Below are 23,850 nucleotides of genomic sequence, written 5' to 3'. Positions count from 1 at the left end.
CGCGGTACCCGAGACCGCACTGTAAGACTGAGGGTGTGCGCATCGATCTGCATACCCATTCCACCGCCTCCGACGGCACCGACACCCCCGCCGAACTGGTGCGTCATGCCGCGGCGGCCGGTCTCGACGTCGTCGCGATCACCGACCACGACACCACCGCCGGCTGGGCCGAGGCCGAGGCCGCCCGCCCACCGGGACTCACGTTGGTGCGTGGCATGGAGATGTCGTGCACGGGCATGGGCGAGGACGGCTACCCGGTGCCGGTGCATCTGCTGGCGTATCTGTTCGACCCCACCGACCGTGGTTTCGCCGCTGAACGCGAGCGGTTGCGCGGCGAGCGGGTGGGCAGGGTGCGGGCTATGGCCGACAAGATGGCGGCCGACGGGCTGCCGATCGATCCCGACGCGGTGATGGCGAGCGCCGGTCCTGCCGTCGGCAGGCCGCATCTGGCGCAGGCGTTGGTCGCGGCCGGGGTCGTCGAGAGTGTGAACGCCGCGTTCATCGATCTACTCGCCCCCCACGGGCCGTACTACGCCGAGAAGGCCGACACCCCGCTCACCAGGGCGGTGCAGTTGATCGCGGCCGCGGGTGGGGTCAGCGTGATCGCCCATGCCAGGGCGCGCACGCGGGGCAGACTGCTGGCGCTCGACGAGATCAGGGAGCTGGCCGGGCTCGGCCTCGGCGGGCTCGAGATCGACCACCCGGATCACAGTGACGCCGATCGTGTCGTGCTGACCGGACTTTCGCGCGAGCTCGGCTTGGTTCGCACCGGCTCGTCGGACTATCACGGCAGCAACAAGACCATCCAGATCGGCGCGTGTGCCACCGATCCCGATCAGTACGAAGCGCTCATCGACAAGGCGAGTGGGACGCCGGTGATCGCCCCGTGACGCTGGTGCGCGGCTTCAGCGGGGTCGTCGCCGGTGGGGTGCTCGTCCTGTTGTGTGTGGTCGTGGGCGCCGCGGTGATCGGCTCGCGCCGCGACTTTCCCGGACCGGGCGTCGAATCACTGTCTTGGCATTTCGTGGCCGCGGTGGTGGTGGTCGTGGCGCAAGTCTTCGCCGATCGGCGTCGCGGAATGTCGGCACTGTTGGGATCGGTGGCGGTCTTGGTCACGGCCGGTGTATTGCTTTGGACACAATGGTGGGGTTGACGGCCGCGTAATGGTTGCGGACGGGTGAACTGTGCCCGAACATTTCTCTTTGTGACCAGTATCGAAACGGATGTCTTGGTTCTCGGCGGTGGACCCGCCGGGCTCTGGGCCGCCGTCTCGGCCGCGGCGACGGGCGCGCGGGTGGTTCTGGTCGACAAGAGCCGCTGCGGTTCCAGCGGGCCCACCGTGTACGGCACCACCGTGCTCTGGGCGATCCCGCCCGGTCCCGGCCGCGCCGACGCGGTCGACAAGGCGTTCGTGGCGGGCGGCGGGCTCGGTGATCGGGTCTGGCTGCATCGCGTCGTCGACGAGACCCACCGGCGATTGCAGTCCTGGTCGGGCACCCGCCACCGCGTCCCCGACCCGCACGGCGACCCGGCGCACGTGCACTTCGACGGCGCGAGCTATCTGCGCCGCCTACGACGCGGCGCGCTCGAGGCGGGCGTGCGCATCCTCGATCATCATCCGGCGCTGCAACTGCTGGTCGATCCGGCGGGCAGCGTGGTCGGTGCCGCGGGAATCCAGCGCCACAACAAGTTTCGGCCGTGGACCATCAGGGCAGGCGCGGTCGTGGTCGCCACCGGCGGCTGCGCCTTCCTGTCCGGCGGTGCGGGCACCGACGTGAGTACCGGCGAGGGCCTGCTGATGGCGGCCGAGGCCGGCGCCGAACTGTGCGGGATGGAATTCTCCAGCGCCTACGGGCTGGCGCCGGTGCTGTCGCGAGTACATCCGCATCCGGCGGTCGCGCCCGGTCTGTCGGTGCATTTCGCGGCCCTCTACGACGAGTCGGGCGCCGAACTGCCCGACCGGTATCCGGCGGCACTCACCGCCATCGCGGACGGCAGGCGGGTCTTCGCCGCCCTGAGCGAGGTGCCCGACACCGTTCGGCACTGGCTGAGCAGGCACGGCGCGATCGATGCCACGGGTCGGGTTCCCGTGCGAGCGGTGCTGGAGGGAACCATTCGCGGCGCGGCCGGACTCGCCCTCGCCGACACCGATTGCTCGACGACGGTTCGCGGCCTGTTCGGTGCGGGTGATGTGACGGGCCGACAGGTGGTCACCGGAGCGGCGGGCGCCACCGGCGGCCTCAACGGTGCGTGGGCGCTGGCCTCCGGCACCTGGGCGGGTCAGGGTGCCGCCGCGTTCGCGTTCGCCAACGAGCGGGCGAGCAGCGCGCGCCCCGTGCCCGGCGTCGGCCTCGGCCCCCACTCCCACATCGATCCGCGTTCGGTGGTCGGCCTGGTGCAGGAACACACGCTGCCGCTGCGCCGCAGCTACCGACGCAGCGCGGGCAGCCTCGGCGACAGCATCGCCGAACTGGACGCCATGTGGCCCGGCGCCCAGTTCGATCTCGGCGGTCTCGGCATCGGGCAGCTGCGGGCACGGCAAGCGGCTGCCCTGCTCGCCGTGGCCCGGTGGGCCGGCTACAGCGCGCTCGCGCGCACCGAGAGTCGTGGCATCCACCGGCGTATCGACCACCCCGACGCCCGCTCGGATTGGCTGGTCCGGCTGCGATGTGGTGGGCTCGACGAGGTGTGGGTGCGCCGCGAGGAATGGCCGGAGCCACTCGGCGGCGAGCTCACCGCGGCCACCCCTGCCACGGTGTGAAAGTTCACCGGATGTTCCCGCTGCGCTGCGAGTTTTCGCTTACGCCACGGCAATTCGACACGGCTACGCTCGACACATGACGCGGTTTGGCAATCGACGCACCATGCTGGCAGAATGTTGCGGATTCCCTACCCTTGCCACCGCCGGGTTCGGGGACCTCGGTGACCTTCCGCCGTGCGACGCACCGTCGCAGCGTTGGTCGACCCGTTTTGCTCGCCCGGACGCACCCGTCCGGTTCCGCTCGCCGGATCAGTGCCGCGCCATGCGTCCGGTTGCCACCGCGAAACGCGTGCGGTCGCGCACTCGATGAGCGTTGTAGCGATCCAGCGTCCCAGTAATCCGTTTCCGATATACCCGGCGGTAACCGTCCCCCGGTTGAGCCCGACTCGAGCAGGAGTGAAATCGTGTCACCTGTGACTGACGCACCGAATGCCACCGCGGCGCCCAAGGCCGATGACGCAGCGAGCCTCGCTGCCATCACCAACGACGAGATCTTCGCGGGCCACCTCGGCGGCAAGCTGTCGGTCGAGCTGGCCGCGCCCCTCGAGACCCAGCGCGATCTGTCCATCGCCTACACCCCGGGTGTCGCCCAGGTCAGCCGTGCCATCGCCGAGGATCCCGCGCTCACCAAGCGCTACACCTGGACCGACCGCCTCGTGGTCGTGGTCAGCGACGGCACCGCTGTGCTCGGCCTCGGCGACATCGGCCCGCGCGCCTCGCTGCCCGTGATGGAGGGCAAGGCCGCGCTGTTCAAGAAGTTCGCCGGTCTGAACTCGATTCCGCTCGTGCTCGACACCACCGACCCCGACGAGATCGTCCAGACGCTGATCCACCTGCGTCCGAGCTTCGGCGCGGTGAACCTGGAAGACATCTCCGCCCCGCGCTGCTTCGAGATCGAGCGCCGCGTCATCGAGGCGCTCGACTGCCCGGTCATGCACGACGACCAGCACGGCACCGCCATCGTGGTGCTGGCCGCCCTCAAGGGCGCGGCCGCGGTGCAGGGCCGTGACATGTCGGGCCTGAAGGTCGTCGTCTCCGGTGCGGGCGCGGCCGGTGTGGCCTGCGCGAACATCCTGATCGCCGCGGGCGTCCCCGATGTGGTCGTGCTCGACTCGAAGGGCATCGTCAGCGCCGGTCGCGCCGGTCTCAACGGTGTGAAGGCCGACCTGGCCGCCCGCTCCAACCCGCGCGGCCTGACCGGTGGCCCGGCCGACGCGCTGGCCGGTGCCGATGTGTTCCTCGGCCTGTCCGCGGGCACGATCCCTGAGGAGCTCATCGCCTCGATGGCGCCGGAGGCGATCGTGTTCGCCATGTCCAACCCGGACCCGGAGATCCACCCCGACGTGGCCGCCAAGTACGTGGCGATCGTCGCGACGGGCCGCAGCGACTTCCCGAACCAGATCAACAATGTGCTCGCCTTCCCCGGCGTGTTCAAGGGTGCGCTCGATGCCGGTGCCCGCCGTATCACCGAGGGCATGAAGGTCGCCGCCGCGAACGCCATCTTCGGCGTCGTGGCCGACGAGCTCGCCGTCGACAAGATCATCCCGAGCCCGCTCGATCCGCGCGTGGCTCCGGCTGTGGCCGAGGCCGTCGCGGAAGCCGCGCGCGCCGAGGGTGTCGCCTAGTTTTCTGCTGACGCAGCGCCCCCGTTCCCACCGGAACGGGGGCGCTGTCGCGTTATCTGGGATCATCAAACGATGACCACTATCGCCGTGCAGCTTCCCGATGACGTCGCCGAGCAGCTCGCCGCCGCCGCGGCGGCTACGGGTGTTTCGGTGAATGTGGCGATGGTGCAGGCGGCGCAGGAGTGGATTCACGCCAATGCCCAGCGTGCGAGGGAACGCGCCAGGATGCAGGCGGTGCTGGCCGACGACCCGCACCTGCGGGCGCTACTCGGTGACGACTGAGATGCGGGTGAGGTCCGCCGAGGTGCGCGTGAGCCGACCGGTGCCCGGCACGCTCGCCCACACCGCCACCGCCAGGATCCCGTCGAGCACGAGTGCGAGCACGGCGACCAACATCGCACCGACCAGCACCAGGTCGTAGCGATGGAGACCGAGCCCGTCGAAGATGTAGCGGCCGAGCCCGCCGAGGTTGACGTAAGCCGCGATGGTCGCCGTGGCGACGACCTGCAAGGTGGCATTGCGCAAACCGCCGAGCATCACCGGCATCGCATTGGGCACCTCGACCCGCAACAGGATCTGGCTCTCGGTCATCCCCATCGCCCGCGAGGCGTCGACCACATCGGCGGGCACGTTCGCGATTCCCGCGTACGCCCCCGCCAGCAGCGGCGGGATGCCGACGGTGATCAGCGCCAGCAGCGGCGGGATCAGCCCGAGCCCGAGGCCGAGCACCAGAAAGGTGAGCAGACCCAACGTCGGCAGCGCCCGCATGGCATTGGCGAGGCCGACCATCACCGCACTGCCGCGGCGCGTATGCCCGATCACCAGCCCGAGCGGCACCGCGATGACCGCCGACAATGCCACCGTCAGAAAGCTGTACCACACATGTTGCAGCAGGCGATGTTCGATGCCGGTGGCCCCACCCCAGTTGGTGCCGTCGCTCAAATAGTTCCAGGCCTCGACGAACAGGTTCACGCGCGCGCACCTTTCCAGGTGACGCGCGCGTCGGCGCGAGTCCACGGGGTCGCGAGGGTGCCGAGTAGCAACACCAGCCGATCGAAGATCAGTGCCAGTACCAGGGTGACGATGATGCCCGCGATGATCTGGTCCGGGTAGTCACGCTGATAGCCCTGCGTGAACAGCTTTCCGAGCCCGCCGACGCCGATCAGCGCACCGACCGACACCATGGCGATATTGGTGACCACCACCACGCGCAACGAGGCGGTGAAAACCGGTAGCGCCAACGGCATGTCGACAGTGACGGTGCGGCGCAACCGGCCGAAGCCGATCGCGTCGGCGGCATCGATCACACTGTCGGGCACCGTATCCAGCGCCATCGGCACCGCGATCAGCAGCAGCGCGGTCGAGTACACGGTGAGCGCGATGATCACATTGAGCGGGTCGATCATCGAGATGCCGATCAGCGGCGGAATGATCACGAACAGCGCGAGCGAGGGAATGGTGTAGGCCAGGCTCGACATCGTGGTGGTGATCCGGCGGCCCCAGCGGTTCGCGCGCACCAGCGCGCCGACCGGAACCGCGATCATCAGGCCGAGCAGCAGGGGGATCAGTGCCAGCACCAGATGGGTGCGGGCGATCGCCATGACTTCGGCGAAGTTGTCGATCAGATATCTCACGACGTGCCCTGGGTGAAGAACTCCTGATTGCGTTCGGCGTCTTCGGCTTCCCGCTGTTCGGCGAGTTGGGTCAGCACATCGGCGGCGAGCAGGCCGCCGCGCACGGCGCCCGTCTCGTCGACGGCGACGCCGATGCCCGCGGGCGAGGAGATGGCCGCGTCCAGCGCCTGACGGAGGTCGCCGTCCGGGGCGAACAGCGAACCACCGGCCGAAACGCTCGAGTCCAAGGGTTTTCCGGCGCGCACCCGCTCCACGCCGGTGACGTCGATCCAGCCGCCCGGTTTGCCGAGGGCATCCACGACAAGTGTCCATTCGCCCCTGGCGAGCCGCAATCCGGCGATGTCGTCCGGTTGGACCGTCCGAATCGGCGCCAGTGCGACAGCTTCGGCACTACGGAACGACAGCCCCCGATAGCCGCGATCCCTTCCGACGAACCCCGCTACGAAATCCGTTGCGGGCTGTGCCAATACACGCTCGGGAGTGTCGAACTGCTGCAGTACGCCGCCCCGCCCGAACACCGCGATCTTGTCGCCGAGGGTGATCGCCTCGTCGATATCGTGGGTGACGAACACGATCGTCTTGTGCAACGCGGACTGCAATCTCTGCATCTCCGATTGCAATTCCGCCCGCACCACCGGGTCGACCGCACTGAACGGCTCGTCCATCAACAGCACCGGTGGGTCCGCGGCCAGCGCCCGCGCCACCCCGACTCGCTGCTGCTGACCACCCGAGAGTTGCGCCGGATACCGTTCGGCCAGATCGCGACCCAGCCCCACCCGGTCCATCACCTCCAGCGCGGCCGCGCGGGCGGCCTTGCGTGACTGCCCGAGCAGGATCGGCACGGTCGCCACATTGTCGACCACCTTGCGGTTGGGCAGCAGCCCGCCGCTCTGGATCACGTAGCCGATACCGAGGCGCAATTTCACCGGATCGACCGTCGCGATATCGCGGCCGTCGATGGTGATGGCGCCCGCGGTGGGGTCGACCATCCGATTGATCATGCGCATCGAGGTGGTCTTGCCGCAGCCGGACGGCCCGACGAACACGGTGAACGATCCCGAGTCGATGTGCAGGTTCAGGTCGCGCACCGCGTGTGTGCCGTTCGGATAGGTCTTGTCGATACCGCGGAATTCGATGTCGGACAATGAATTTCTCCTCGAGGCGCCGGTCCGCCTAGCCGATAGGGGAGTTCAGCCCCTGCGCGGTGATCCAGGCGAGCGCGGCGGCCTTCGGTTCGATCTTGCTCTCGCCCGAGACGGCCGTGTTCAGCGAGATCAGTTCGGTGGTGGTCAGTTTGGCCGATACCGCGTCGAGCACGGCGACGGCCTTATCGGTCTTCTTCGCGGAATTGAACAGCGGCACCACGTTCTGGGCGGCGAAATTGTGCTTCGGATCGGCGAGTACGACCAGGTTGTTCTGCGCGATCGCCGGCGAGGTGGTGAAGATGTCGGCCGCGCTCACCTGGCCCTCGACCAGCGCGCGCACCGTCGCGGGGCCGCCGCCGTCGGCGATCGGTACGAAATTGGCGTCGGTGATATCGAGGCCGTAGTTCTTCTCCAGACCCGGCAATCCACCCGGGCGCTGCGCGAATTCGGCCATCCCACCGAACTTCACCTCGGCCGAGTGCGGCGCGAGGTCGGCGATGGACTTCAAGTTCCACTTGTCGGCGGTCGCGCGGGTGACCACCACCGCGTCGGAATCCTCGCCGGGGGCGGGTGTCGCGATGGCGAGGTCGTCGCCGAGCGCCTTGGTGAGAGCGGCGTTCACCTCGGGGGCGGCGGTGGCCGTAGCGTCTTTGTCGAGGTATTGCAGCAGGTTGCCGGTGTATTCCGGGATCAGCGAGATCGCGCACTGGCGCAGTGCGGGGATGTAGGCCTCGCGTGAGCCGATGTCGAACTTGGTGTCGACCTTGAAACCGTTGATCCGCAGCACTTCGGTGTAGATGTTGGCGACGGTCTCGGACTCGGGGAAATTGGCCGACCCGATGATCAACGCGTCGCTCGTGCAGTCGCCCTTGGCGGCGAGCGGATCGCTGCTGCCGCAGGCGGAGGCGATCATGGCGGCGGCGAGCGCCACCGCGGCAACCAGTACCCGGCCCGCCCGCATCGCGAGGCGGCGTGCCGGTCGACGTTGTCCTGGTGATGAGGAGGCGAAGTCGGTTTTCACTGGTGTCCTTCCGGCAAAGGCGGGCAGTGCGCTGTGCGTGCGACCCGGGGGCCACAGGTACATTCTGGTAGTTCATACTGCCCGCCGTCGGGCCGAATTGCGCGGGTTGACGGCAAATACGGAAAGTTGGTGTCGCCGGATGCACTCGGTCGCCGTGCGTGGAACCGCCGCCGCGATCCTGGCCGCAGCCTGCGCTTTCCCCACTATTTCCTGCGCCTCCGACGCGGCCCGTCCGGTGGTCGTAGTGGGTGGGGATTCGACCACGGAATCAGTTCTGCTCGCCGAGATCTATTCCCAAGCACTGGAACGCGCGGGCACCGACTCGGCCGTCGTCACCGGATTGCCCACCCCGCTGGCCGATCTCGACGCCGGTCGCATCGCGGTCCTGCCCGCCCGCAACGGCGCCCTCGTGGACCGCTGGAACCCAGCCTCCCCGGCACGTACACCGGACGAAGTGGTCGCCGCAGTCAACTCCGCTCTCCCACAGGGAATCTCGGTCTCCGATGCGGCGGATGGAACGGACCCGCGCCCCCGAGTCGCCCGCTCCCAGAGCGTCGTCGCTCTCTACCGCAGCGGCATCTTCGACCGCCAACAGCTGAAGAAGCTCAACTACGTAGCGGGCGAACTGACCACCGAGGAACTGGTCGACCTGATCCATCAGGTCGACACCGGTTCCCGACCCGCCGACGCAGCCAGGTCCTGGCTCGACGCCCACAGCCTCTAGCGTCACCATCCCTCCTACCGATTCTTCGGCGCCTCCCCGACCCGCCGCCCTGCCATCGAGCACGGTTTCGGAGGTGTCCTGTCTCAGTAGATCTGGCCGATCAAGGCCGGGTGCAGGCGTGGTCGCGATTGAACGAGCCGGTGCTTCCGGTGCCGGTGGGGAGGTTGCGGGTGGCGTCTGCGTATGCCTCCCCTGGGGTCGCCCCTTTACCGAAGCCCACGATCGGGAACCCTGCGACGATCGCGAGCGGACTCGTCACGACTGCACCGCAGCCGTTCGCGAACGTCACCATCATCCGGCAGTCGATGATGCCTTGACCCTTGCACGCTTGGTCGGCGGCTCGAATGGCGTCGGCTTCCGTCGGGTGGTTGACCGAAAACGCGTAGACATTGCCCCACACGCTGAGGGAAACGGCGCCCCAGTTGACCGGATCGGCGGCGGTGGGCGGTGCCGCGAGGACGGCAGCGGCGCTCACCGACAGCGCGGCGGCCGCAAAGGACTTTTTGAACATGTGGTGTGTGCTTCCTCTGCGCGCCGACCAGGGTGCGGCGATCGCATGGAAGATACCGCAGCGCATGGAAGCGAGGTTGCCCCAAAAGTCTTGGGGTCACGGCAAAGACCGTCACGAACTGCGGCGTTCGTGACGCGTCTGCCGAAACCGATCCAGCTCGTAGGGTGGCTGGGTTACTCGCTTGCCAAGCTATGCCCCGCTCCGTATATTCCTACTGGAATATTTGGTAGGGAACATATAGGTGAGTGGAGGTGGCGGGGTGGGGCAGCCCGGGCGGAATGTGATGACGCCGTTGGCTATCGCGGTGCTCGCGCTGCTCGATGAGCGGCCCATGCATCCGTACGAGATGTATCAACTCTTGGTCGCTCGGCGGGAGGATCTGCTGGTCAAGGTGCGGCCGGGGTCGCTGTATCACGTGGTGGCCAGGCTGGCCGACGAGGAGATGGTGGCGGCGGAGGGCATCGGTCGGGCCGGGAACAGGCCGGAGCGGACCACCTATCGGATCACCGATTCCGGACGGACCGCGCTGCGCGGGCGGATCGCCGAGCTGTTGCGGACGCCGGTGCAGGAATATCCGATCTTCCGGTTGGCGTTGGCCGAGGCGCACACCCTCCCGCAGGAACAAGTTCTCGCGTTGCTCGACGAGCGCGTGGAGTACCTGGGTCAGTCGCGGACCGACATGGACGTGCTGCTCGACTGGACGCGCAGCCGTGCCATCCCGCGACGCTATTACTTTGTCCTGGAATATATTCGCGCCACCATCCACGCCGAACTCGGCTGGATCGAAGTCTTCGCCGCCGAACTCGGCAGCGGTGCCGTGCCGTGGGAGCAGTACGACCCCGACACCGGTGAACGGATCACCGACGATCACACCCACGAATGGCCGAGTGGGGATCACCCCGACGCCGCGCCCCGGCCCCGTTGGGCCGCCCGAAGCTGAATCCCTCTTTCGGAGATTGGAACGAAGTCGATGACCACCCAACGTAATCCGTGGCTGGCGCTCTCCGCGCTCGTGGTCGGGTTCTTCATGATCCTGCTGGATATGACGATCGTCGCGGTCGCCAATCCGGCCATCATGACCGACCTCAGCACCGATATCTCCAACGTCATCTGGGTCACCAGCGCCTACCTGCTCACCTACGCGGTGCCGCTGCTGGTCACCGGCCGTCTCGGTGACAAATTCGGGCCGAAGAACATCTACCTGATCGGCCTCGCGGTCTTCACCGGCGCGTCGCTGTGGTGCGGCCTGTCCGGCAGCATCGGCATGCTGATCGCCGCCCGCGCCGCCCAGGGAGTCGGCGCCGCGCTGATGACGCCGCAGACGATGGCCGTGATCACCCGCACCTTCCCGCCGGACAAGCGTGGTGCCGCGATGGGTCTGTGGGGCGGTGTCGCCGGCCTGGCGACGCTGATCGGCCCCATCCTCGGTGGCGTGCTGGTCGACAACCTCGGCTGGGAATGGATCTTCTTCGTGAACGTCCCGGTCGGCATCATCGCGTTCGGGCTGGCCGTGTGGCTGGTGCCCGCGTTGCCGACCAACGACCACAAGTTCGACATCGTCGGTGTCGTCCTCAGCGGAATCGGCATGCTCGCACTGGTTTTCGGCATCCAGGAAGGCAATTCGCAGGACTGGTCGCTGCGGATCTGGTTGCTGATCGGGTTCGGTGTGGTGATGCTGGTCGTGTTCGTGATCAACCAGGCGCGCAACAAGGGCGAACCGCTGGTGCCGCTGAGCCTGTTCCGCGACCGCAATTTCGCGCTGTCGAACCTGGCGATCGCCGCCATGGGCGCCGCGGTCACCTCGATGATGGTGCCGTCGTACTTCTACCTGCAGGCGGTGCGCGAGATGACGCCGACCATGTCGGCGCTGGTCTTCGCGCCGATGGCGATCATCACCGGTTTCACCGCGCCGTTCATCGGCAAGGTGTCGGACAAGCTGCCGCCCCGGCTGCTACCAACGATCGGCTTCGTGCTGTTCGCCGGTTCGGTGGCCTCCTTCGGCGCGCTCATGAGCCCGGATTCGTCCATCGTCTGGTTCCTGGTCGCCGCCGCTGTCGCGGGTCTGGCCAACGCCTGCATCTGGGCCCCGCTCGCCACGACCGCCACCCACAACCTGCCGGTCGCCCAGGCCGGTGCGGGCGCCGGTATCTACAACACCACCCGCCAGGTCGGCTCGGTCCTCGGCAGCGCCGCGATCAGCGCCCTGATCGCCGCCCGCCTGACCGCCAACGGACTCGGCGACAGTGGCCCGGTCGGCGAAGGAGCGGCCACCGGCCCGCTCCCAGCCCAGATCGTCGACGAATTCAGCACCGCGCTGGCCCAGTCGATGATCCTGCCCGCCTCGATCCTGGTGATCGGCGTCATCGCCTCGGCCCTGTTCGTCGGCCACGGTAGGTCGGCCGGAAAGGTTCCCGCGCGGGAGAAGGCCGACGCTTCGGCCTGATCGCGCCGTCGAATACCGGGCGCGGTCAGTTCACCTGGATGGTGAGGGTGGGGTAGCCGGTGGCGCCGTCGGGCACGACGTCTTGTCCCACGGCGGTTTGGGGCTGGCCGGTGGTGTCGGTGGTGCGGGCACGCAGGGTGTGTTGGCCGGGGGTGGCGTCCCAGTCGTAGGCCCATTGGCGCCAGGTGTCGATGGTGACCTCGGTGGACAGGCGAGCGGGGCGCCAGTCGCCGTTGTCGATCTGCACTTCGACGCCGGTGACGCCGCGATGTTGGGCCCACGCCACACCGGCGATCACGGTGCGGCCCTGCGGGATCCGGCCACGACCGAGCGGAGTGTCGATGCGGGTTCCGGTTTTGATCGGGCCCTGCGCCGACCAGCCGCGGCGGGTCCAGTAGGCGGTGGCTCGGTCGAAGCGGGTGACCTCGAGTTCGGTGACCCACTTGGTGGCGGAGACGTAGCCGTAGAGGCCGGGGACCACGAGGCGGGCGGGGTAGCCGTGCTGGACGGGGAGGGGTTCGCCGTTCATGCCGATGGCGAGGAGGGCGTCGCGGCCATCGGTGAGTGCGGACAGCGGGCTGCCCGCGGTCCAGCCGTCTTTGCTGTGGGACAGGACCATGTCGGCGTCCGGGAGCGGGCGGGCTTGCGCGAGGAGTTCGTCGAGGCGGTACCCGAGCCACCGGGCATTGCCGATGAGGTCGCCGTTGATCGGATTGGACACGCAGGCCAGGGTCACCAGGCGCTCGACCGGGGTGCGGCGCAGAAGATCGTCCCAGGTGAGGGTGATTTCCTGTTCGACCATGCCGTGGATGCGCAACGACCACGAGTCTGTGGACACCTGGGGAACGATCAGCGCGGTGTCGATGCGATAGAAGTCGCTGTTGGGGGTGATGTACGAGGTGAGCCCAGGCACGCGCAGATCGGCGTCCGGCGCGAGGTCCGGCAGGGGCGCCGCCGCTCCGGGGAGTTCGACGGTCGCGCGCTCGGCTGTCACATCGTGGCGGGCGCCGCCGAATAGTCGACCCGCGAGCCCGGCTCCGATGGCGAGCACCCCGGTCGCCGCGATACCGCCGAGCACGCGCCGCCGCCCTGCTCCCGTGACGGATGTGTCGTCGACCGTCGATGTCGAGGCATCCTGTGGTGGCACAGCGGGTTCCGTTGCCGGCCGCAGCGATTGGGAAGCGTCGTCGATCCGCCTGGTCAGCCCGCGCAACGCGAGAATCCCAGCGGCGGTGCCGATCAACGCCGGCAGCGCACCGGCGAACCCGCCGACTCGGCCTGCCCCGATGACCGCGGCGACCACCCCGAAAACCGCGAACGCGACCGACCCGATCGGCCTGGCCGTCCGCTCCGCGACCCCGGCGATCCCCGCGACAACGAGCGCGACGATGCCCATACACACGAACAACACGGCTTTGTCGTTGGTCCCGAAGGTCGAGATCGCCCACTCTCTGATCCCATCGGGCGTGTGGTCGACAACTGTCGCGCCGAGTGCGTACGCGGGCGCGCTACCGGCCCCGGTGAACACCGCGACCAACTCCGCCACACCGAGTACCAGTGCCGCGGCCACGATCCCGGCCATCGCCCGCATGAACGCCATGGTCCGAGCCTACGTCGCGGCCGAATCTCCCCGGTGACCGATTTGTGACAGCCGAACACCTCCCGTGATCCGCTCTCGAAAACTACACTGTGTAGTAGAAACGATCCCGCTCGGCAGGAGACCCGATGACCGAGACAGCAACAGCTCCGGACACGACACTGCGCGCCACGACGGCGGTCTTCGCCGTCGCACTCCTGGTCCACGGCGCCGACCACCTACGCCGCGGCATGGACGCCACCTCAGCACTGGTGAACGCCCTCGGCACCCTGCAACTCCTCTTCGCCCTGTTCACGGTGTTTTTGGTATTCCGCGGTCACTCGGCGGCCCCACGCGCCGCGGTGTTCATCGGCTTCGCGAGCGCTATCGGCTTCACGATCGTGCACGTGCTCCCGGACTGGTTCGGCCCACTCAGCGACAGCTTCATCAACGCCCCGCCGAGCTCCGGGGTCACCGGATTCTCTTGGTTCGCAGCACTGTTCGAGATCACCGCGGATCTCGCGATCGCTGTCGCCGGCCTGAGCGTTCTGCGAGCGAGGCAGGTGAGCGTGGCCTGAACGACCGGCCCGACGCGCCACCGCGGCGGCGCGTCGGGCCGACCAGGGGGTCGACGAACGCCCGCGGTCGGTAGTCTGCGCGGCATGACAGCACGTTCTCTCCCGCGATTCGTGTCTGCAGTCTTCTTGGCAGCCGCGATTCCCCTGGTATCGCCCACCCATTCCGCTACCGCCGCACCCTGTTCCGATATCGAGGTGGTGTTCGCTCGCGGGACCGCCGAGCCGGGTGGCGAACTCGGTCTGACCGGTATCTCCTTCGTCGAAGCGCTGCGCGCGAACGCGGGCGGACGCTCGGTCGGCTCGTACGGCGTCGACTACCCGGCCAGCAGCGACTTCGCCGACCGGCTTGCCTTCGCGCAGACTGTCGTGCAGGGGATCGGCGATGCCCAGCGACGGGTCGAATACATCGCGGCGAACTGCCCGAGCTCCCGCATCGTCCTCGGCGGGTATTCCCAAGGCGCGGCGCTGGCCGGTTTCGCGACCGGTGTCGGTGTGCCGGAGGGTGTGCTGCCGGAGTACGAGATGTATCTGCCGGAGCCGATGGCGCCCGAGGTGGCCGAGCACGTGGCGGCGGTCGCGCTGTTCGGCAAACCGTCGGATCGGTTCATGGCCGACGCGGACGCACCGGCGGTCTCGATCGGCGCGCTCTACAAGAACAAGACCATCGAGCTGTGTGTCCCCTCGGACAACATCTGCGACGGATCCCCACTCGCCCAACCCAATACCTTGCACAGCCTCTACGGCATCAACGGAATGACCGTCACCGCGGCACAGTTCGCGGCGCAACGGTTCTGAACAGCCGAAAGGCCGGTTGCGCGAACGCAACCGGCCTTTCGTATGCGTGGGATCAGGAGTAGATCTTGTCTACTTCGCCCGCGTACTGCTTCATGACGACGGCGCGCTTGAGCGACATCTTCGGGGTGAGCTCGCCACCCTCCTGGGTCCAGTCGACCGGGAGGATACGGATCTTCTTGATCGCCTCGGCCTTGGAGACCTTCTTGTTGGTCTCGTCGATCGCGGCCTGCACCTCGGCGACCAGCGCCGGGTTCTCGATCAGGGTCTCGATCGCGGTGTCGGCGGCGACGCCGTTGCGATCCTTCCAGCCCGGCAGGGCCTCCGGGTCGAGGGTGATCAGCGCGCCGATGAACGGCTGGCCGTCGCCGACGACCATGACCTGGCTGATCAGCGGGTGCGCGCGCAGGGTGTCCTCGAGGGTCGCGGGGGAGACGTTCTTGCCGCCCGCGGTGACCAGGATTTCCTTCTTGCGACCGGTGATGGTGACGAAGCCGTCGGCGTCGATGGCACCCAGGTCGCCGGTCTTGAACCAGCCGTCGACGAAGGATTCCTCGGTCGCCTCGGCGTTGCCCCAGTAGCCGTCGAACACGACCGAGCCCTTGAGCAGCAGTTCGCCGTCTTCGGCGATCTTGGCCGCGTGGCCCTGGATCGGACGACCGACCGAGCCGACCCGGATGAACGACGGCGTGTTCACGGTGAACGCCGCGGTGGTCTCGGTCAGGCCGTAGCCCTCGTAGATCGTCACGCCCGCACCACGGAAGAAGTGGCCGAGACGCGCGCCCAGCGGGCCACCACCGGAGACAGCGGCCAAGCACTGGCCACCGAGGGCCGCGCGCAGCTTGCTGTAGACCAGCTTGTCGAAGACGAAGTGCTTGAGCTTGAGCAGCAGGTCGGGGCCGCCCTTGGTCTCGAGCGCCGTGCTGTAGGCGATGGCGGTGTCCGCGGCGGCGTCGAAGATCTTGCCCTTGCCGCCGTCGTGCGCCTTCTGCTTGGCGGAGTTGAAGACCTTCTCGAACACGCGCGGCACCGAGAGGATGAAGTCCGGCTTGAAGTCGCCGAACTGCTCGACCAGGGTGGTCCAGTCCGAGCTGTGGCGGATGGTCACCTTGGAATCGAAGGCGATCAGCGCGACGGCGCGGGCGAACACGTGCGCCAGCGGCAGGAACAGCAGGGTCTTCTGACCCTCGGAGACGAACGCGCTGAGCTCGATGCCACCCGAACGCGACTCCGCCCACAGGTTCGCGTGGGTCAGCTGGACGCCCTTGGGACGGCCGGTGGTGCCCGAGGTGTAGATCAGGGTCGCGGGGGAGGCCGCGCCGACCTGCTTGCGACGCTCGTGCACGACGGAGTCGTCGAGCTCGGCACCACGCTCGGTCAGCGTGTCGATGGCGCCCTTGTCGATCTCGAGGGTCTCGGCCAGCGCGGGCAGCGAACCGGCTTCGATCTCCTCGATCGTGGCGCGGTGCTTGTCGTTCTCGACGATCAGCAGCTTGGTCTCGGAATCCTGCAGGATCCACTTGGCCTGCTCGGCGGCCGAGCTGTCGTAGATCGCGACGGTCACGCCACCGGTGGCCCAGATCGCGAAGTCGAGCAGCGACCACTCGTAGCGGGTGGCGGCCATGATCGCGACGCGGTCGCCCAGCTCGATGCCTGCGGCGATCAGGCCCTTGGCCACGCCGAGGACGGCTTTCTCGAACTGTGCCGCCGTGACGTCATTCCAGCCGCCGCTGCCGTTCGGGACGTTGAACAAGACCGTGTTCGGCGTCTCCTGCGCGAAGCGGAAGACGTTGTCGGAATTGTTCGCATCGTCCGGGATGGTGTAGGAAGCCGGAACTTCGAACTCTCGCATCTGTGCCCTTCCAGTGGGTTCTACTCGCCAGTAATCTACGACACGTTCGGTTGGGTCGCGATATCGCCGCCCGAATTGCCCGTCACCAGGCTTTATCGTAAATCGTTGATCGATACCGGCTGAATTGCCTCTCGCAGGAATTCTGCGAGTTCGCTCAGAGCCAGCGCTGCCTCGGTGACCAGCGCGGCTTGCAGTTGCGCGACGTGCCAGAGGCCGCGGGTTTCGGTGAAGCGGACGTGCACGCCCGCTCCACGCAGGGCTGAGACGAGCTTGCGACACTGGTCGTGCAGGAGTTCGCTCACGTCGACCTGCACGTAGGTGGGCGGCAGGCCGATCAGGTTGCCCGACAGCGGGGCGTAACCCGCTTCGGTCGCGGCGGCGTCGCCGAGGTAGTGGGCGGCGCACGCCCGCGACCAGGTTCGGTTGATCACCAGGTCGCGATCCTTGCTCGGCACCTCGGTGGGGTCCACCCAGGGCGCGATGAGGCCGAGCGCGGCAGGGGTCATCTGATGCTTTTCGATCAGCCGCTGGGCCAATGCCATCGCCAGGCCGCCGCCTGCCGAGTCACCGGCCAGGCAGATCTGTTCGGGTCGGTAGCCGACGTTGCCGACCAGGTCGAGGAACGCGGCTTCGGCGTCGTCGAGTCCGGCCGGGAACGGGTGCTCGGGTGCCAGCCGGTAGTCCAGCGAGTACACCGCGCACGCTGTCTCGCGCGCGAGCCCGGCCACCAGCGAACGGTGCGTAGCGATGGAACCGACCACGTAGCCGCCGCCGTGTAGGTACAAGATCGCGCCCGCGGCACGTTCGGGCGGGACCGCCCGGGTACGCGAACCCGGAATGGCGGTTTCGGCGATCACACGTTCGGCGGGGCGCCCACCCAGATGCAGGTGCTGCACGACGGAACCGTCGGGCACCAACTGCAGCCGGGAGACCGCGTCGAGCAGAACGCGCTGCACCGCGACCGGTAGCCGCGCGTTGAGTGTCACCCGGAACACCGGGTCGAGCAACGCACGGGCGATCGGCAGCGGAATCTTGAACTCGCGCATGGAGTTTCCTCGGATCTAGCGGAGCGTCAGTGAGGCATGAAGCGGCCGTTGACCACGGCCGAGATCCGGCTGTAGCCGGAGGCGAGGAAGCGCACGCTCACGTCGAGCACCTTGGCCTCCCAGCCGATCAGCACGCGGGCCTGGCCCTTGCGCACACCCTCGGTGATGGTCTGCGCGGCCATCTCCGGGCTGTGAATCGCCAGGTACTTGTCGAACAGCGTGGCGGTGTGGGCGCCATCCATGCCCTCGGCGTAGGTGGCGTTGCGGGCGACCGCGGTCTTGATGCCGCCGGGGTGCACGCAGGTGACCTTGACGGGCGCCTTGGCGACCTTCATCTCCTGGAACAACGCCTCGGTGAAGCCGCGCACCGCGAACTTGGCCGAGTTGTAGGCCGCCTGGCCGGGCACGGCGACCAGGCCGAAGAGGCTGGAGACGTTGATGACGTGGCCGTCGCCGGACTCGATCAGCATCGGCAGGAACGCCTTGGTGCCGTTGACGACACCCCAGAAGTCCACATCCATGATGCGTTCGATGTCTTTGAACTCGGTCTTGATCACGTCACCGTGGTAGGCGATACCCGCGTTGTTGTAGATCTGGTGCACGACGCCGAAGTGCGCCTTCACCTGATCGGCGTAGAGCAGGAACGACTCACGCTCGGCCACATTGAGCCGGTCGGACTTGACCTGTGCGCCCAGCTTCTCGCAGGAGGCGACGGTCTGGGCCAGGCCCTCGACGTCGATATCGGACAGCGCCAGCTTGGCGCCGCGCGCGGCCAGATTCTCGGCCAGTGCGCGGCCGATTCCGGAGCCCGCTCCGGTGATCACGCATACCTTGTTCGTGAAGTAAGCATCTTTGCTCACTGTGCTGCCACCACTTTCCGATCGGCGTCTGCGGTTGTCGTAGTGTAGGCGGCGGCATCGAAATGCCGTGTGAGCCTACGGAATTCGAAGGTGAAGTCCGGCCACAACGTGGTGTTGTTGCCGTGCTTGTCCAGATACCAGCTGGCGCAGCCGCCAGTGTTCCAGACGGTCTTGCCCAACTTTTCCTGCAGGTCGGCGTTGTAGGCCCGCTGCGCGTCTTCGCGCACCTCGACGGTCCGCAGACCGCGCTTGTCGATCGCCGCCAGCGCGTCGCTGACGTAGTTGATCTGCGATTCGATCATGTACACCATCGAGGTGTGGCCGAGACCGACGTTCGGGCCGACCAGGAAGAACATGTTGGGGAAGTTCGCGATGGCCGAGCCCTTGTAGGCCTGCTGGCCGATCTCGTCGAACACCTCGGCCAGCGTGCGCCCGTCGCGCCCGACCATCGAGTTGTAGGTCGGGGAGTCGGTGACGTGGAAGCCGGTGGCCACGATCAGCGCGTCGATCTCGCGCTCCGTGCCGTCGGAGGTGACGATCGAGCCCGGCTTCACCTCGGCGATGCCGTCGGTGATCACGTCGACATTGTCGCGATCCAGCGCGGGGTAGTACTCGTTGGAGATCAGCATGCGCTTGCAGCCGATCCGGTAGTTCGGGGTGACCTTCTTGCGCAGTTCGGGATCGCGGATCTCGATCTGCAGCTTGGCGCGCGAGAGGGCCTCGAAGGCCTTCATCAGCACGGGGAAGCGGGTCAGGCCGACGACCTGGGTCTCCCGCGCGGCGTAGATGGCCGCGCGCGAGAGGCGTTGCACGGCAGGGATGTGCTTGAACGCCAGCCGTTCGGGCAGCAGATACGGGCGGTCCATGCGCGGCAGCAGCCAGGGTGCGGTGCGCTGGTAGACGTCGAGGGTGGCGACCTTGCTCGCGATGGCGGGCACGATCTGGATCGAGGAGGCGCCGGTGCCGATCACCGCGACGCGCTTACCGGTGAGGTCGGCGGCGTGGTTCCAGCGGGCGGAGTGGAAGATCTCGCCCTCGAAGTCGTTGATGCCCTTGATATCGGGTAGCGACGGCTCGCACAGCGCGCCGACCGCGGAGACCACGGTGTCGGCGGTGAAGTCGCCCTTGGTGGAGCGGATCTCCCACTGTGCGTCCGCGTCGTTCCAGCGGATGCTCTGCACGTCGCAGTCGAAGATGTGCCGGTCGAGCACGTCGTGACGCTCGGCGACGCTCTTGATGTAGGCCTGGATCTCGCCCTGCTTGGAGAACGAGCGGGTCCAGTCCGGGTTCGGGGCGAACGAGTACGAGTACAGGTGCGAAGGCACGTCGCAGGCAGCACCGGGGTAGGTGTTGTCGCGCCAGGTGCCGCCGACTTCGCTGCCGCGCTCGAGCACGAGGAAGTCGTTGCGACCCTCCTGGCTCAAACGGATAGCCAGGCCGAGCCCGGCGAACCCACTGCCGACGATGATCGTCTTCACGTGGCGGGTTTCAGCGGCCCGGGGCTCGACAACATTGTCTGTGACCTTGCGACTCATGTATTGCAGAATACGGTCTTATTGAGCCGGAGTCAACAGCTATTGAGTCGGATTCAGTAGTGGCTAAGATGGCCGTTGTGAGTACCAGGAGTGCGGGAGAGACGAAGCGTGTGCGGCTCAGCCCTGAGGAGCGTCGGCTACAGCTGATCACCCTCGGCGCCGAGATGCTGGTCGACCGATCGCTCGAGGAGGTCTCGGTCGACGACATCGCCAAGCAGGCGGGGATCTCGCGCGGGCTGCTGTTCCACTACTTCGCCTCCAAGCAGGAATTCCACGAGGCGATCGCTCGGCACGTGAACACCGAGATCTTCGTCGCGATCATGCCCAACCGTGAACTGTCGCTGTTCGACATGCTGCGTGACTCGATCGAACGGTTCGTCGACTACGCCACCGAGCACTCCGCGTCCTACCGTTCCGTGCTGCGTGGGCCCGCCAGTGTGACCCCCGATATGGTCCGCTACGTCAACGAAACCCGTGGCGCCATCGCCGATCTCATCGTCAGTGAACTGCCGTTGCCGCCCGAGGATCCCGATCTGGCGCGGCTCACCTTGGCCATTCGCGGCTGGATCGCCTTCGTCGAGGAGACCATCCTCACCTGGATGATCGACAAGCCGATCAGCCGGGAGGCGCTGGTCGACCTGCTGGTCGAGTCGTTGCCCGCGCTGGCGTTGAGTCCGGCGTTGATCGCGGCGCTGCAGGGTTGAGATTTCTGTTAACGGACCGCGGGGCGCGTCGCGAACTTGTCATGAGATGCCCTGTTCTCAGTGGCGTCCGCCGCTGCGTGGGATGAAGGTTTTCATCCGCGGAATCTGTTGTGGCAGTTGATCTTCGGATGCCGAATCGTGACTGTAACGGCGGCTAACAGAAGGCCGGTTCGGGACGACGAAGTGGGTATGACTCTCACGAACAGCACGTTTCGCAAACTCTCGGCCGTGGCTATTTCCGCCGGTGCCGTCCTCGTCGGGCTCGGCGCGCCGGCCAATGCGCTGCCGTCGGATCCGGTCGCGGTGTTCACTCCGACGCTCAGCCGGACTCCCGGCGCCAACTGCGCGGCGATCATCAACGCCCAGACCGTGCCGCAACCGCAATCGGGCACCTTCGGAGTACGGGTGGCGATCACCCAGACCGGGGACTTCTGCCAGCGCTACATGGTGGCCGTGCACTTCCGCAATCTGGATACCGGCGTCAGCAACGGCCAGTCGCACCCCGTGGAGAACGGTCAGATTCTGCACGCGCCGGGCAATGTGATCGTCGGGTTCGGCACCGCGCCCGGCAAGGGCCGGGTGGAGGCCTGGATCGTGACCACCGACGAATCCCTGCCCCAGCATCAGGAATTGGAGCACATCTCGGGACGCGCGAGCTTCACGCTCGGCTGATTTCGTAATTTCGGCGTCGGGGCGAGTGCGCAGGTGAGCGCACTCGCCCCCTGTCGTGAATGCCCTAGCCGGACTTCGGGCGGGCGCGCAGGTGTGCGCGCTCGCCCTGCTTGCCGAACAGGCTGATGAATTCGACGGACTGCTCGTCGGCGGCGCCGAACCAGTGCGGGATGTGGGTGTCGAACTCGGCGGCCTCGCCGGGGTTCAGGATGAGGTCGTTGTCGCCGAGGATCAGGCGAAGGCGGCCGTTGAGCACGTACAGCCATTCGTAGCCCTCGTGGACCTGTGGCGTGTCGGGGCGATTGCGCGCGCCGGGGGCGATGACCATCTTGAAGGCCTGGATGCCGCCCGCGCGCTTGGTGAGCGGGAGCATGGTCATGCCGTGGCGGGTGACCGGGCGCAGGTGGATGCGCGGGTCGCCGGTGGGCGGGGCGTCGACGAGTTCGTCGAGGGTGACGCCGTGCGCTTTGGCCAGGGGGAGCAGTAGCTCGAGGGTGGGTTTGCGGTCGCCGGATTCCAGGCGGGACAGCGTGCTGACCGAGATCCCGGTTTCCTGGGAGAGGTCGGCGAGCGTGGTCTGGCGCTGTTTGCGCAGGGTGCGCAGCCGGGGGCCGACCGAGTCGAGGGTCTGATCGAGGTCGTCCATGCTGTCCATTTTGCCATGTCGGCAAAGAAGGTTGCCAGTATTTGTCGCTGGGATGCACTGTGGATCCTCGAAGGAGGTCGAGATGACACAGCTGAACGATTCATACGACGTAGTGGTGCTCGGTGGTGGAGCCGCCGGGCTGAACGCGGCGCTGATGCTGGCGCGTTCGCGGCGCTCAGTGGCCGTGATCGACGCGGGATCGCCGCGTAACGCACCTGCTCAGGGGGTGCACGGGTTGCTGGGGCGCGAGGGGATGTCGCCGTTGGAGCTGCTCGAGCTCGGGCGCGCGGAGGTGCGCGGGTACGGCGGACATGTGGTGTCGGGTCGGGTTGTCGGGGTCGACCGTGCCGCTGAATCGCCGGGGTCGACCGACATCGCGGAATTCGTGGTGACCCTCGCCGAGGGTCGCACCGTGCGAGCCCGGCGGGTTCTCGTCGCCACCGGACTCGCCGACGAGCTCCCCGAGGTCTCCGGCCTGCGCGAACACTGGGGTCACGACGTACTGCACTGCCCGTACTGCCACGGCTGGGAGGTGCGCGACCAGCGCATCGCCGTGCTGGCGAGCAGCCCGATGTCGGTGCACCAGGCGCTGCTGTTCAGTCAGCTCAGCGACGACATCGTCTTCCTGTCCCACACGGCTGACCCGTTGAGTGACGAAGACGCGGAAAAGCTGGCGGCCCGGGGCATTCGGATCGTCGACGGCAAGGTCGTCGAGGTGCTCGGCGCCGACCGCTTGACGGGCGTCCAGCTCGCCGACGGCACCGTCGTCGAACGTGACGCGCTGGTCGTTGCTCCTCGCATGAACACCCGCGCCACCTTCCTCACCGATCTCGGCCTGGTTCCCGAACCGCACCCTTCCGGCATGGGGGACCACATTCCCGCCGATCCCGTGGGCCGCACCTCGGTGCCCGGCGTCTGGATCGCGGGCAACGCCACCGACCCGTCCGCCCAGGTCGGCGCCGCCGCGGCAGCCGGTGCCATGGCTGGTGCGCAGATCAACGCCGAATTGGTGATGGTCGAAACCGCCACCGCGGTAGCCGAACACCGAGCCCGTGCCGGCCGGATCGAATCTGCGCCTGTGTGAACCGGATCGGCTCGACCTGACGACGGCCCCGACGTGTGTCACGGCGGGGCCATCGGGCAGGACTCAGTCCTGCGCGTTGTCGATCGCCGCGGTCAGTATGGCCCGAGCTTTTTCGGGGGACAGCTGGCCGACGGTGACGTGGAGGGCGAGGCCATCGAGCAGGGCGAGGAGGGTGTCGGCCGCGGTTGACGGGTCGGGGTGGTGGGTGATCAGGGTGGCGAGGTGGTCGCGGAAGGCCAGGCCGTTGGTGGCCAGGGTTTCGGCGATGTGGGGGCGGACGGAGGCGAAGGCCAGGTAGCCGATCAGGATGCGGGCGTCGGCGGCTGATTCGGCGTCGGTGGGCAGCAGCGCGGTGAGGATCTGGTGGAGATCGGGGTCGGGGCCCGCCGCGGTGATCCGGGCCGCGATCCGGTCGGCGATGGTGGTGGTGGCGAACTCCATCATCGCGTCCTTGCTGGGGAAATAGTGCTGCACCTGACCAGTGGAAACCCCGGCCTCGGTGGCGACATGGCGCAGGCTGATCGACTCCAGGCCGTCGCGAGCGAGCAGGCGCATCACCGCATCGCTGATCGTCGCGCGTCGAGAATGGTGATCCACGAGCTTCGGCATCGGACCATCTTTTCACAATGCACTTGTATTGC

The 23,850-nt window shown here is 67.5% G+C and carries 25 protein-coding genes; 13 read left to right on the top strand and 12 right to left on the bottom strand.

Annotated features, from left to right (window positions below; translation table 11 throughout):
• Positions 1-35: 35 nt before the first annotated feature.
• From IBJ82_RS14835 to IBJ82_RS14815, 5 genes are all read left to right on the top strand, one after another.
• Complete coding sequence (locus IBJ82_RS14835; protein ID WP_194826505.1) at positions 36-890, top strand: PHP domain-containing protein; 855 nt, start codon at positions 36-38, stop codon at positions 888-890.
• A complete protein-coding gene (locus tag IBJ82_RS14830) occupies positions 887-1,153 on the top strand; it encodes a hypothetical protein (protein ID WP_194826504.1) in 267 nt (88 codons plus the stop codon). Before IBJ82_RS14835 ends, IBJ82_RS14830 begins: the two co-directional genes overlap by 4 nt.
• Positions 1,154-1,204: 51 nt before the next feature.
• The gene (locus IBJ82_RS14825; RefSeq protein ID WP_194826503.1) at positions 1,205-2,761 is read left to right on the top strand and encodes an FAD-binding protein; all 1,557 of its coding nucleotides are present in this window, start codon (positions 1,205-1,207) and stop codon (positions 2,759-2,761) included.
• A 404-nt stretch (positions 2,762-3,165) separates the two neighbouring features.
• Positions 3,166-4,386, top strand: coding sequence for an NADP-dependent malic enzyme (locus IBJ82_RS14820; RefSeq protein WP_370585312.1), 1,221 nt, complete (start codon positions 3,166-3,168; stop codon positions 4,384-4,386).
• A gap of 72 nt (positions 4,387-4,458) precedes the next feature.
• Entirely contained in the window at positions 4,459-4,668 is a 210-nt protein-coding gene (locus tag IBJ82_RS14815) for a ribbon-helix-helix protein, CopG family (RefSeq protein WP_194826502.1), read from the top strand.
• On the opposite strand, the gene IBJ82_RS14810 is transcribed toward IBJ82_RS14815, so the two are convergent.
• The 4 genes from IBJ82_RS14810 to IBJ82_RS14795 are packed head-to-tail and all read right to left on the bottom strand — an operon-like array spanning position 4,651 to position 8,126.
• Positions 4,651-5,358 (bottom strand): ABC transporter permease, encoded by a 708-nt coding sequence (locus tag IBJ82_RS14810; protein WP_194826501.1) that lies wholly within the window; start codon positions 5,356-5,358, stop codon positions 4,651-4,653. The genes IBJ82_RS14815 and IBJ82_RS14810 overlap by 18 nt on opposite strands.
• Positions 5,355-6,020, bottom strand: coding sequence for an ABC transporter permease (locus tag IBJ82_RS14805; protein WP_370585311.1), 666 nt, complete (start codon positions 6,018-6,020; stop codon positions 5,355-5,357). The genes IBJ82_RS14810 and IBJ82_RS14805 overlap by 4 nt, the downstream gene beginning before the upstream one ends.
• On the bottom strand, positions 6,017-7,165 hold the full coding sequence (locus IBJ82_RS14800) for an ABC transporter ATP-binding protein (protein WP_194826500.1): 1,149 nt from the start codon (positions 7,163-7,165) through the stop codon (positions 6,017-6,019). Before IBJ82_RS14800 ends, IBJ82_RS14805 begins: the two co-directional genes overlap by 4 nt.
• 28 nt (positions 7,166-7,193) lie before the next feature.
• Positions 7,194-8,126 (bottom strand): ABC transporter substrate-binding protein, encoded by a 933-nt coding sequence (locus tag IBJ82_RS14795; protein WP_194827153.1) that lies wholly within the window; start codon positions 8,124-8,126, stop codon positions 7,194-7,196.
• Between the two features lie 199 nt (positions 8,127-8,325).
• Between IBJ82_RS14795 and IBJ82_RS14790 the strand changes: the two genes are divergently transcribed.
• Positions 8,326-8,910, top strand: coding sequence for a hypothetical protein (locus IBJ82_RS14790; protein WP_194826499.1), 585 nt, complete (start codon positions 8,326-8,328; stop codon positions 8,908-8,910).
• Positions 8,911-9,010: 100 nt separating this feature from the next.
• Here the strand turns inward: IBJ82_RS14790 and IBJ82_RS14785 are convergent, their stop codons facing one another.
• Positions 9,011-9,421: a DUF4189 domain-containing protein gene (locus IBJ82_RS14785; RefSeq protein WP_194826498.1), complete on the bottom strand. Its 411-nt coding sequence runs from the start codon at positions 9,419-9,421 to the stop codon at positions 9,011-9,013.
• 259 nt (positions 9,422-9,680) lie between these two features.
• On the opposite strand from IBJ82_RS14785, the gene IBJ82_RS14780 reads away from it, so the two are divergent.
• Both IBJ82_RS14780 and IBJ82_RS14775 read left to right on the top strand, forming a co-directional pair.
• Entirely contained in the window at positions 9,681-10,361 is a 681-nt protein-coding gene (locus tag IBJ82_RS14780; protein ID WP_370585310.1) for a PadR family transcriptional regulator, read from the top strand.
• A gap of 30 nt (positions 10,362-10,391) precedes the next feature.
• Complete coding sequence (locus IBJ82_RS14775) at positions 10,392-11,864, top strand: DHA2 family efflux MFS transporter permease subunit (RefSeq protein WP_194826497.1); 1,473 nt, start codon at positions 10,392-10,394, stop codon at positions 11,862-11,864.
• 25 nt (positions 11,865-11,889) lie between these two features.
• On the opposite strand, the gene IBJ82_RS14770 is transcribed toward IBJ82_RS14775, so the two are convergent.
• Positions 11,890-13,464 (bottom strand): molybdopterin-dependent oxidoreductase, encoded by a 1,575-nt coding sequence (locus IBJ82_RS14770; RefSeq protein WP_194826496.1) that lies wholly within the window; start codon positions 13,462-13,464, stop codon positions 11,890-11,892.
• Positions 13,465-13,589: 125 nt separating this feature from the next.
• Here IBJ82_RS14770 and IBJ82_RS14765 point away from each other — a divergent pair, with 125 nt between their 5' ends.
• Together IBJ82_RS14765 and IBJ82_RS14760 are read left to right on the top strand one after the other, a co-directional pair.
• Positions 13,590-14,018, top strand: coding sequence for a hypothetical protein (locus IBJ82_RS14765; RefSeq protein WP_194826495.1), 429 nt, complete (start codon positions 13,590-13,592; stop codon positions 14,016-14,018).
• A gap of 84 nt (positions 14,019-14,102) precedes the next feature.
• Complete coding sequence (locus IBJ82_RS14760) at positions 14,103-14,813, top strand: cutinase family protein (RefSeq protein WP_194826494.1); 711 nt, start codon at positions 14,103-14,105, stop codon at positions 14,811-14,813.
• A 52-nt stretch (positions 14,814-14,865) separates the two neighbouring features.
• Here the strand turns inward: IBJ82_RS14760 and IBJ82_RS14755 are convergent, their stop codons facing one another.
• The 4 genes from IBJ82_RS14755 to IBJ82_RS14740 form a co-directional block, all read right to left on the bottom strand.
• Positions 14,866-16,662 (bottom strand): long-chain fatty acid--CoA ligase, encoded by a 1,797-nt coding sequence (locus IBJ82_RS14755; protein WP_194826493.1) that lies wholly within the window; start codon positions 16,660-16,662, stop codon positions 14,866-14,868.
• Between the two features lie 92 nt (positions 16,663-16,754).
• Entirely contained in the window at positions 16,755-17,708 is a 954-nt protein-coding gene (locus IBJ82_RS14750) for an alpha/beta hydrolase (RefSeq protein WP_194826492.1), read from the bottom strand.
• 26 nt (positions 17,709-17,734) lie between these two features.
• Complete coding sequence (locus IBJ82_RS14745) at positions 17,735-18,568, bottom strand: SDR family oxidoreductase (RefSeq protein ID WP_194826491.1); 834 nt, start codon at positions 18,566-18,568, stop codon at positions 17,735-17,737.
• Positions 18,565-20,103, bottom strand: coding sequence for an NAD(P)/FAD-dependent oxidoreductase (locus tag IBJ82_RS14740; RefSeq protein ID WP_194826490.1), 1,539 nt, complete (start codon positions 20,101-20,103; stop codon positions 18,565-18,567). The genes IBJ82_RS14745 and IBJ82_RS14740 overlap by 4 nt, the downstream gene beginning before the upstream one ends.
• Before the next feature lie 68 nt (positions 20,104-20,171).
• On the opposite strand from IBJ82_RS14740, the gene IBJ82_RS14735 reads away from it, so the two are divergent.
• Both IBJ82_RS14735 and IBJ82_RS14730 read left to right on the top strand, forming a co-directional pair.
• Positions 20,172-20,807 (top strand): TetR/AcrR family transcriptional regulator, encoded by a 636-nt coding sequence (locus tag IBJ82_RS14735; RefSeq protein ID WP_194826489.1) that lies wholly within the window; start codon positions 20,172-20,174, stop codon positions 20,805-20,807.
• A gap of 189 nt (positions 20,808-20,996) precedes the next feature.
• Entirely contained in the window at positions 20,997-21,479 is a 483-nt protein-coding gene (locus tag IBJ82_RS14730; protein ID WP_228537138.1) for a hypothetical protein, read from the top strand.
• Between the two features lie 64 nt (positions 21,480-21,543).
• Here the strand turns inward: IBJ82_RS14730 and IBJ82_RS14725 are convergent, their stop codons facing one another.
• The gene (locus IBJ82_RS14725) at positions 21,544-22,125 is read right to left on the bottom strand and encodes a helix-turn-helix domain-containing protein (RefSeq protein ID WP_194826488.1); all 582 of its coding nucleotides are present in this window, start codon (positions 22,123-22,125) and stop codon (positions 21,544-21,546) included.
• Between the two features lie 82 nt (positions 22,126-22,207).
• Between IBJ82_RS14725 and IBJ82_RS14720 the strand changes: the two genes are divergently transcribed.
• Positions 22,208-23,209, top strand: a complete 1,002-nt coding sequence (locus tag IBJ82_RS14720; protein ID WP_194826487.1) for an NAD(P)/FAD-dependent oxidoreductase — start codon at positions 22,208-22,210, stop codon at positions 23,207-23,209.
• A gap of 63 nt (positions 23,210-23,272) precedes the next feature.
• Here the strand turns inward: IBJ82_RS14720 and IBJ82_RS14715 are convergent, their stop codons facing one another.
• Positions 23,273-23,818: a TetR/AcrR family transcriptional regulator gene (locus IBJ82_RS14715; protein ID WP_194826486.1), complete on the bottom strand. Its 546-nt coding sequence runs from the start codon at positions 23,816-23,818 to the stop codon at positions 23,273-23,275.
• Positions 23,819-23,850: the final 32 nt, after the last annotated feature.

It is taken from the genome of Nocardia sp. XZ_19_231, from assembly GCF_015355705.1.
GTDB classification, from domain to species: Bacteria; Actinomycetota; Actinomycetes; order Mycobacteriales; family Mycobacteriaceae; genus Nocardia; species Nocardia salmonicida.
This window is presented reverse-complemented; position numbering and strand designations above follow the sequence as displayed.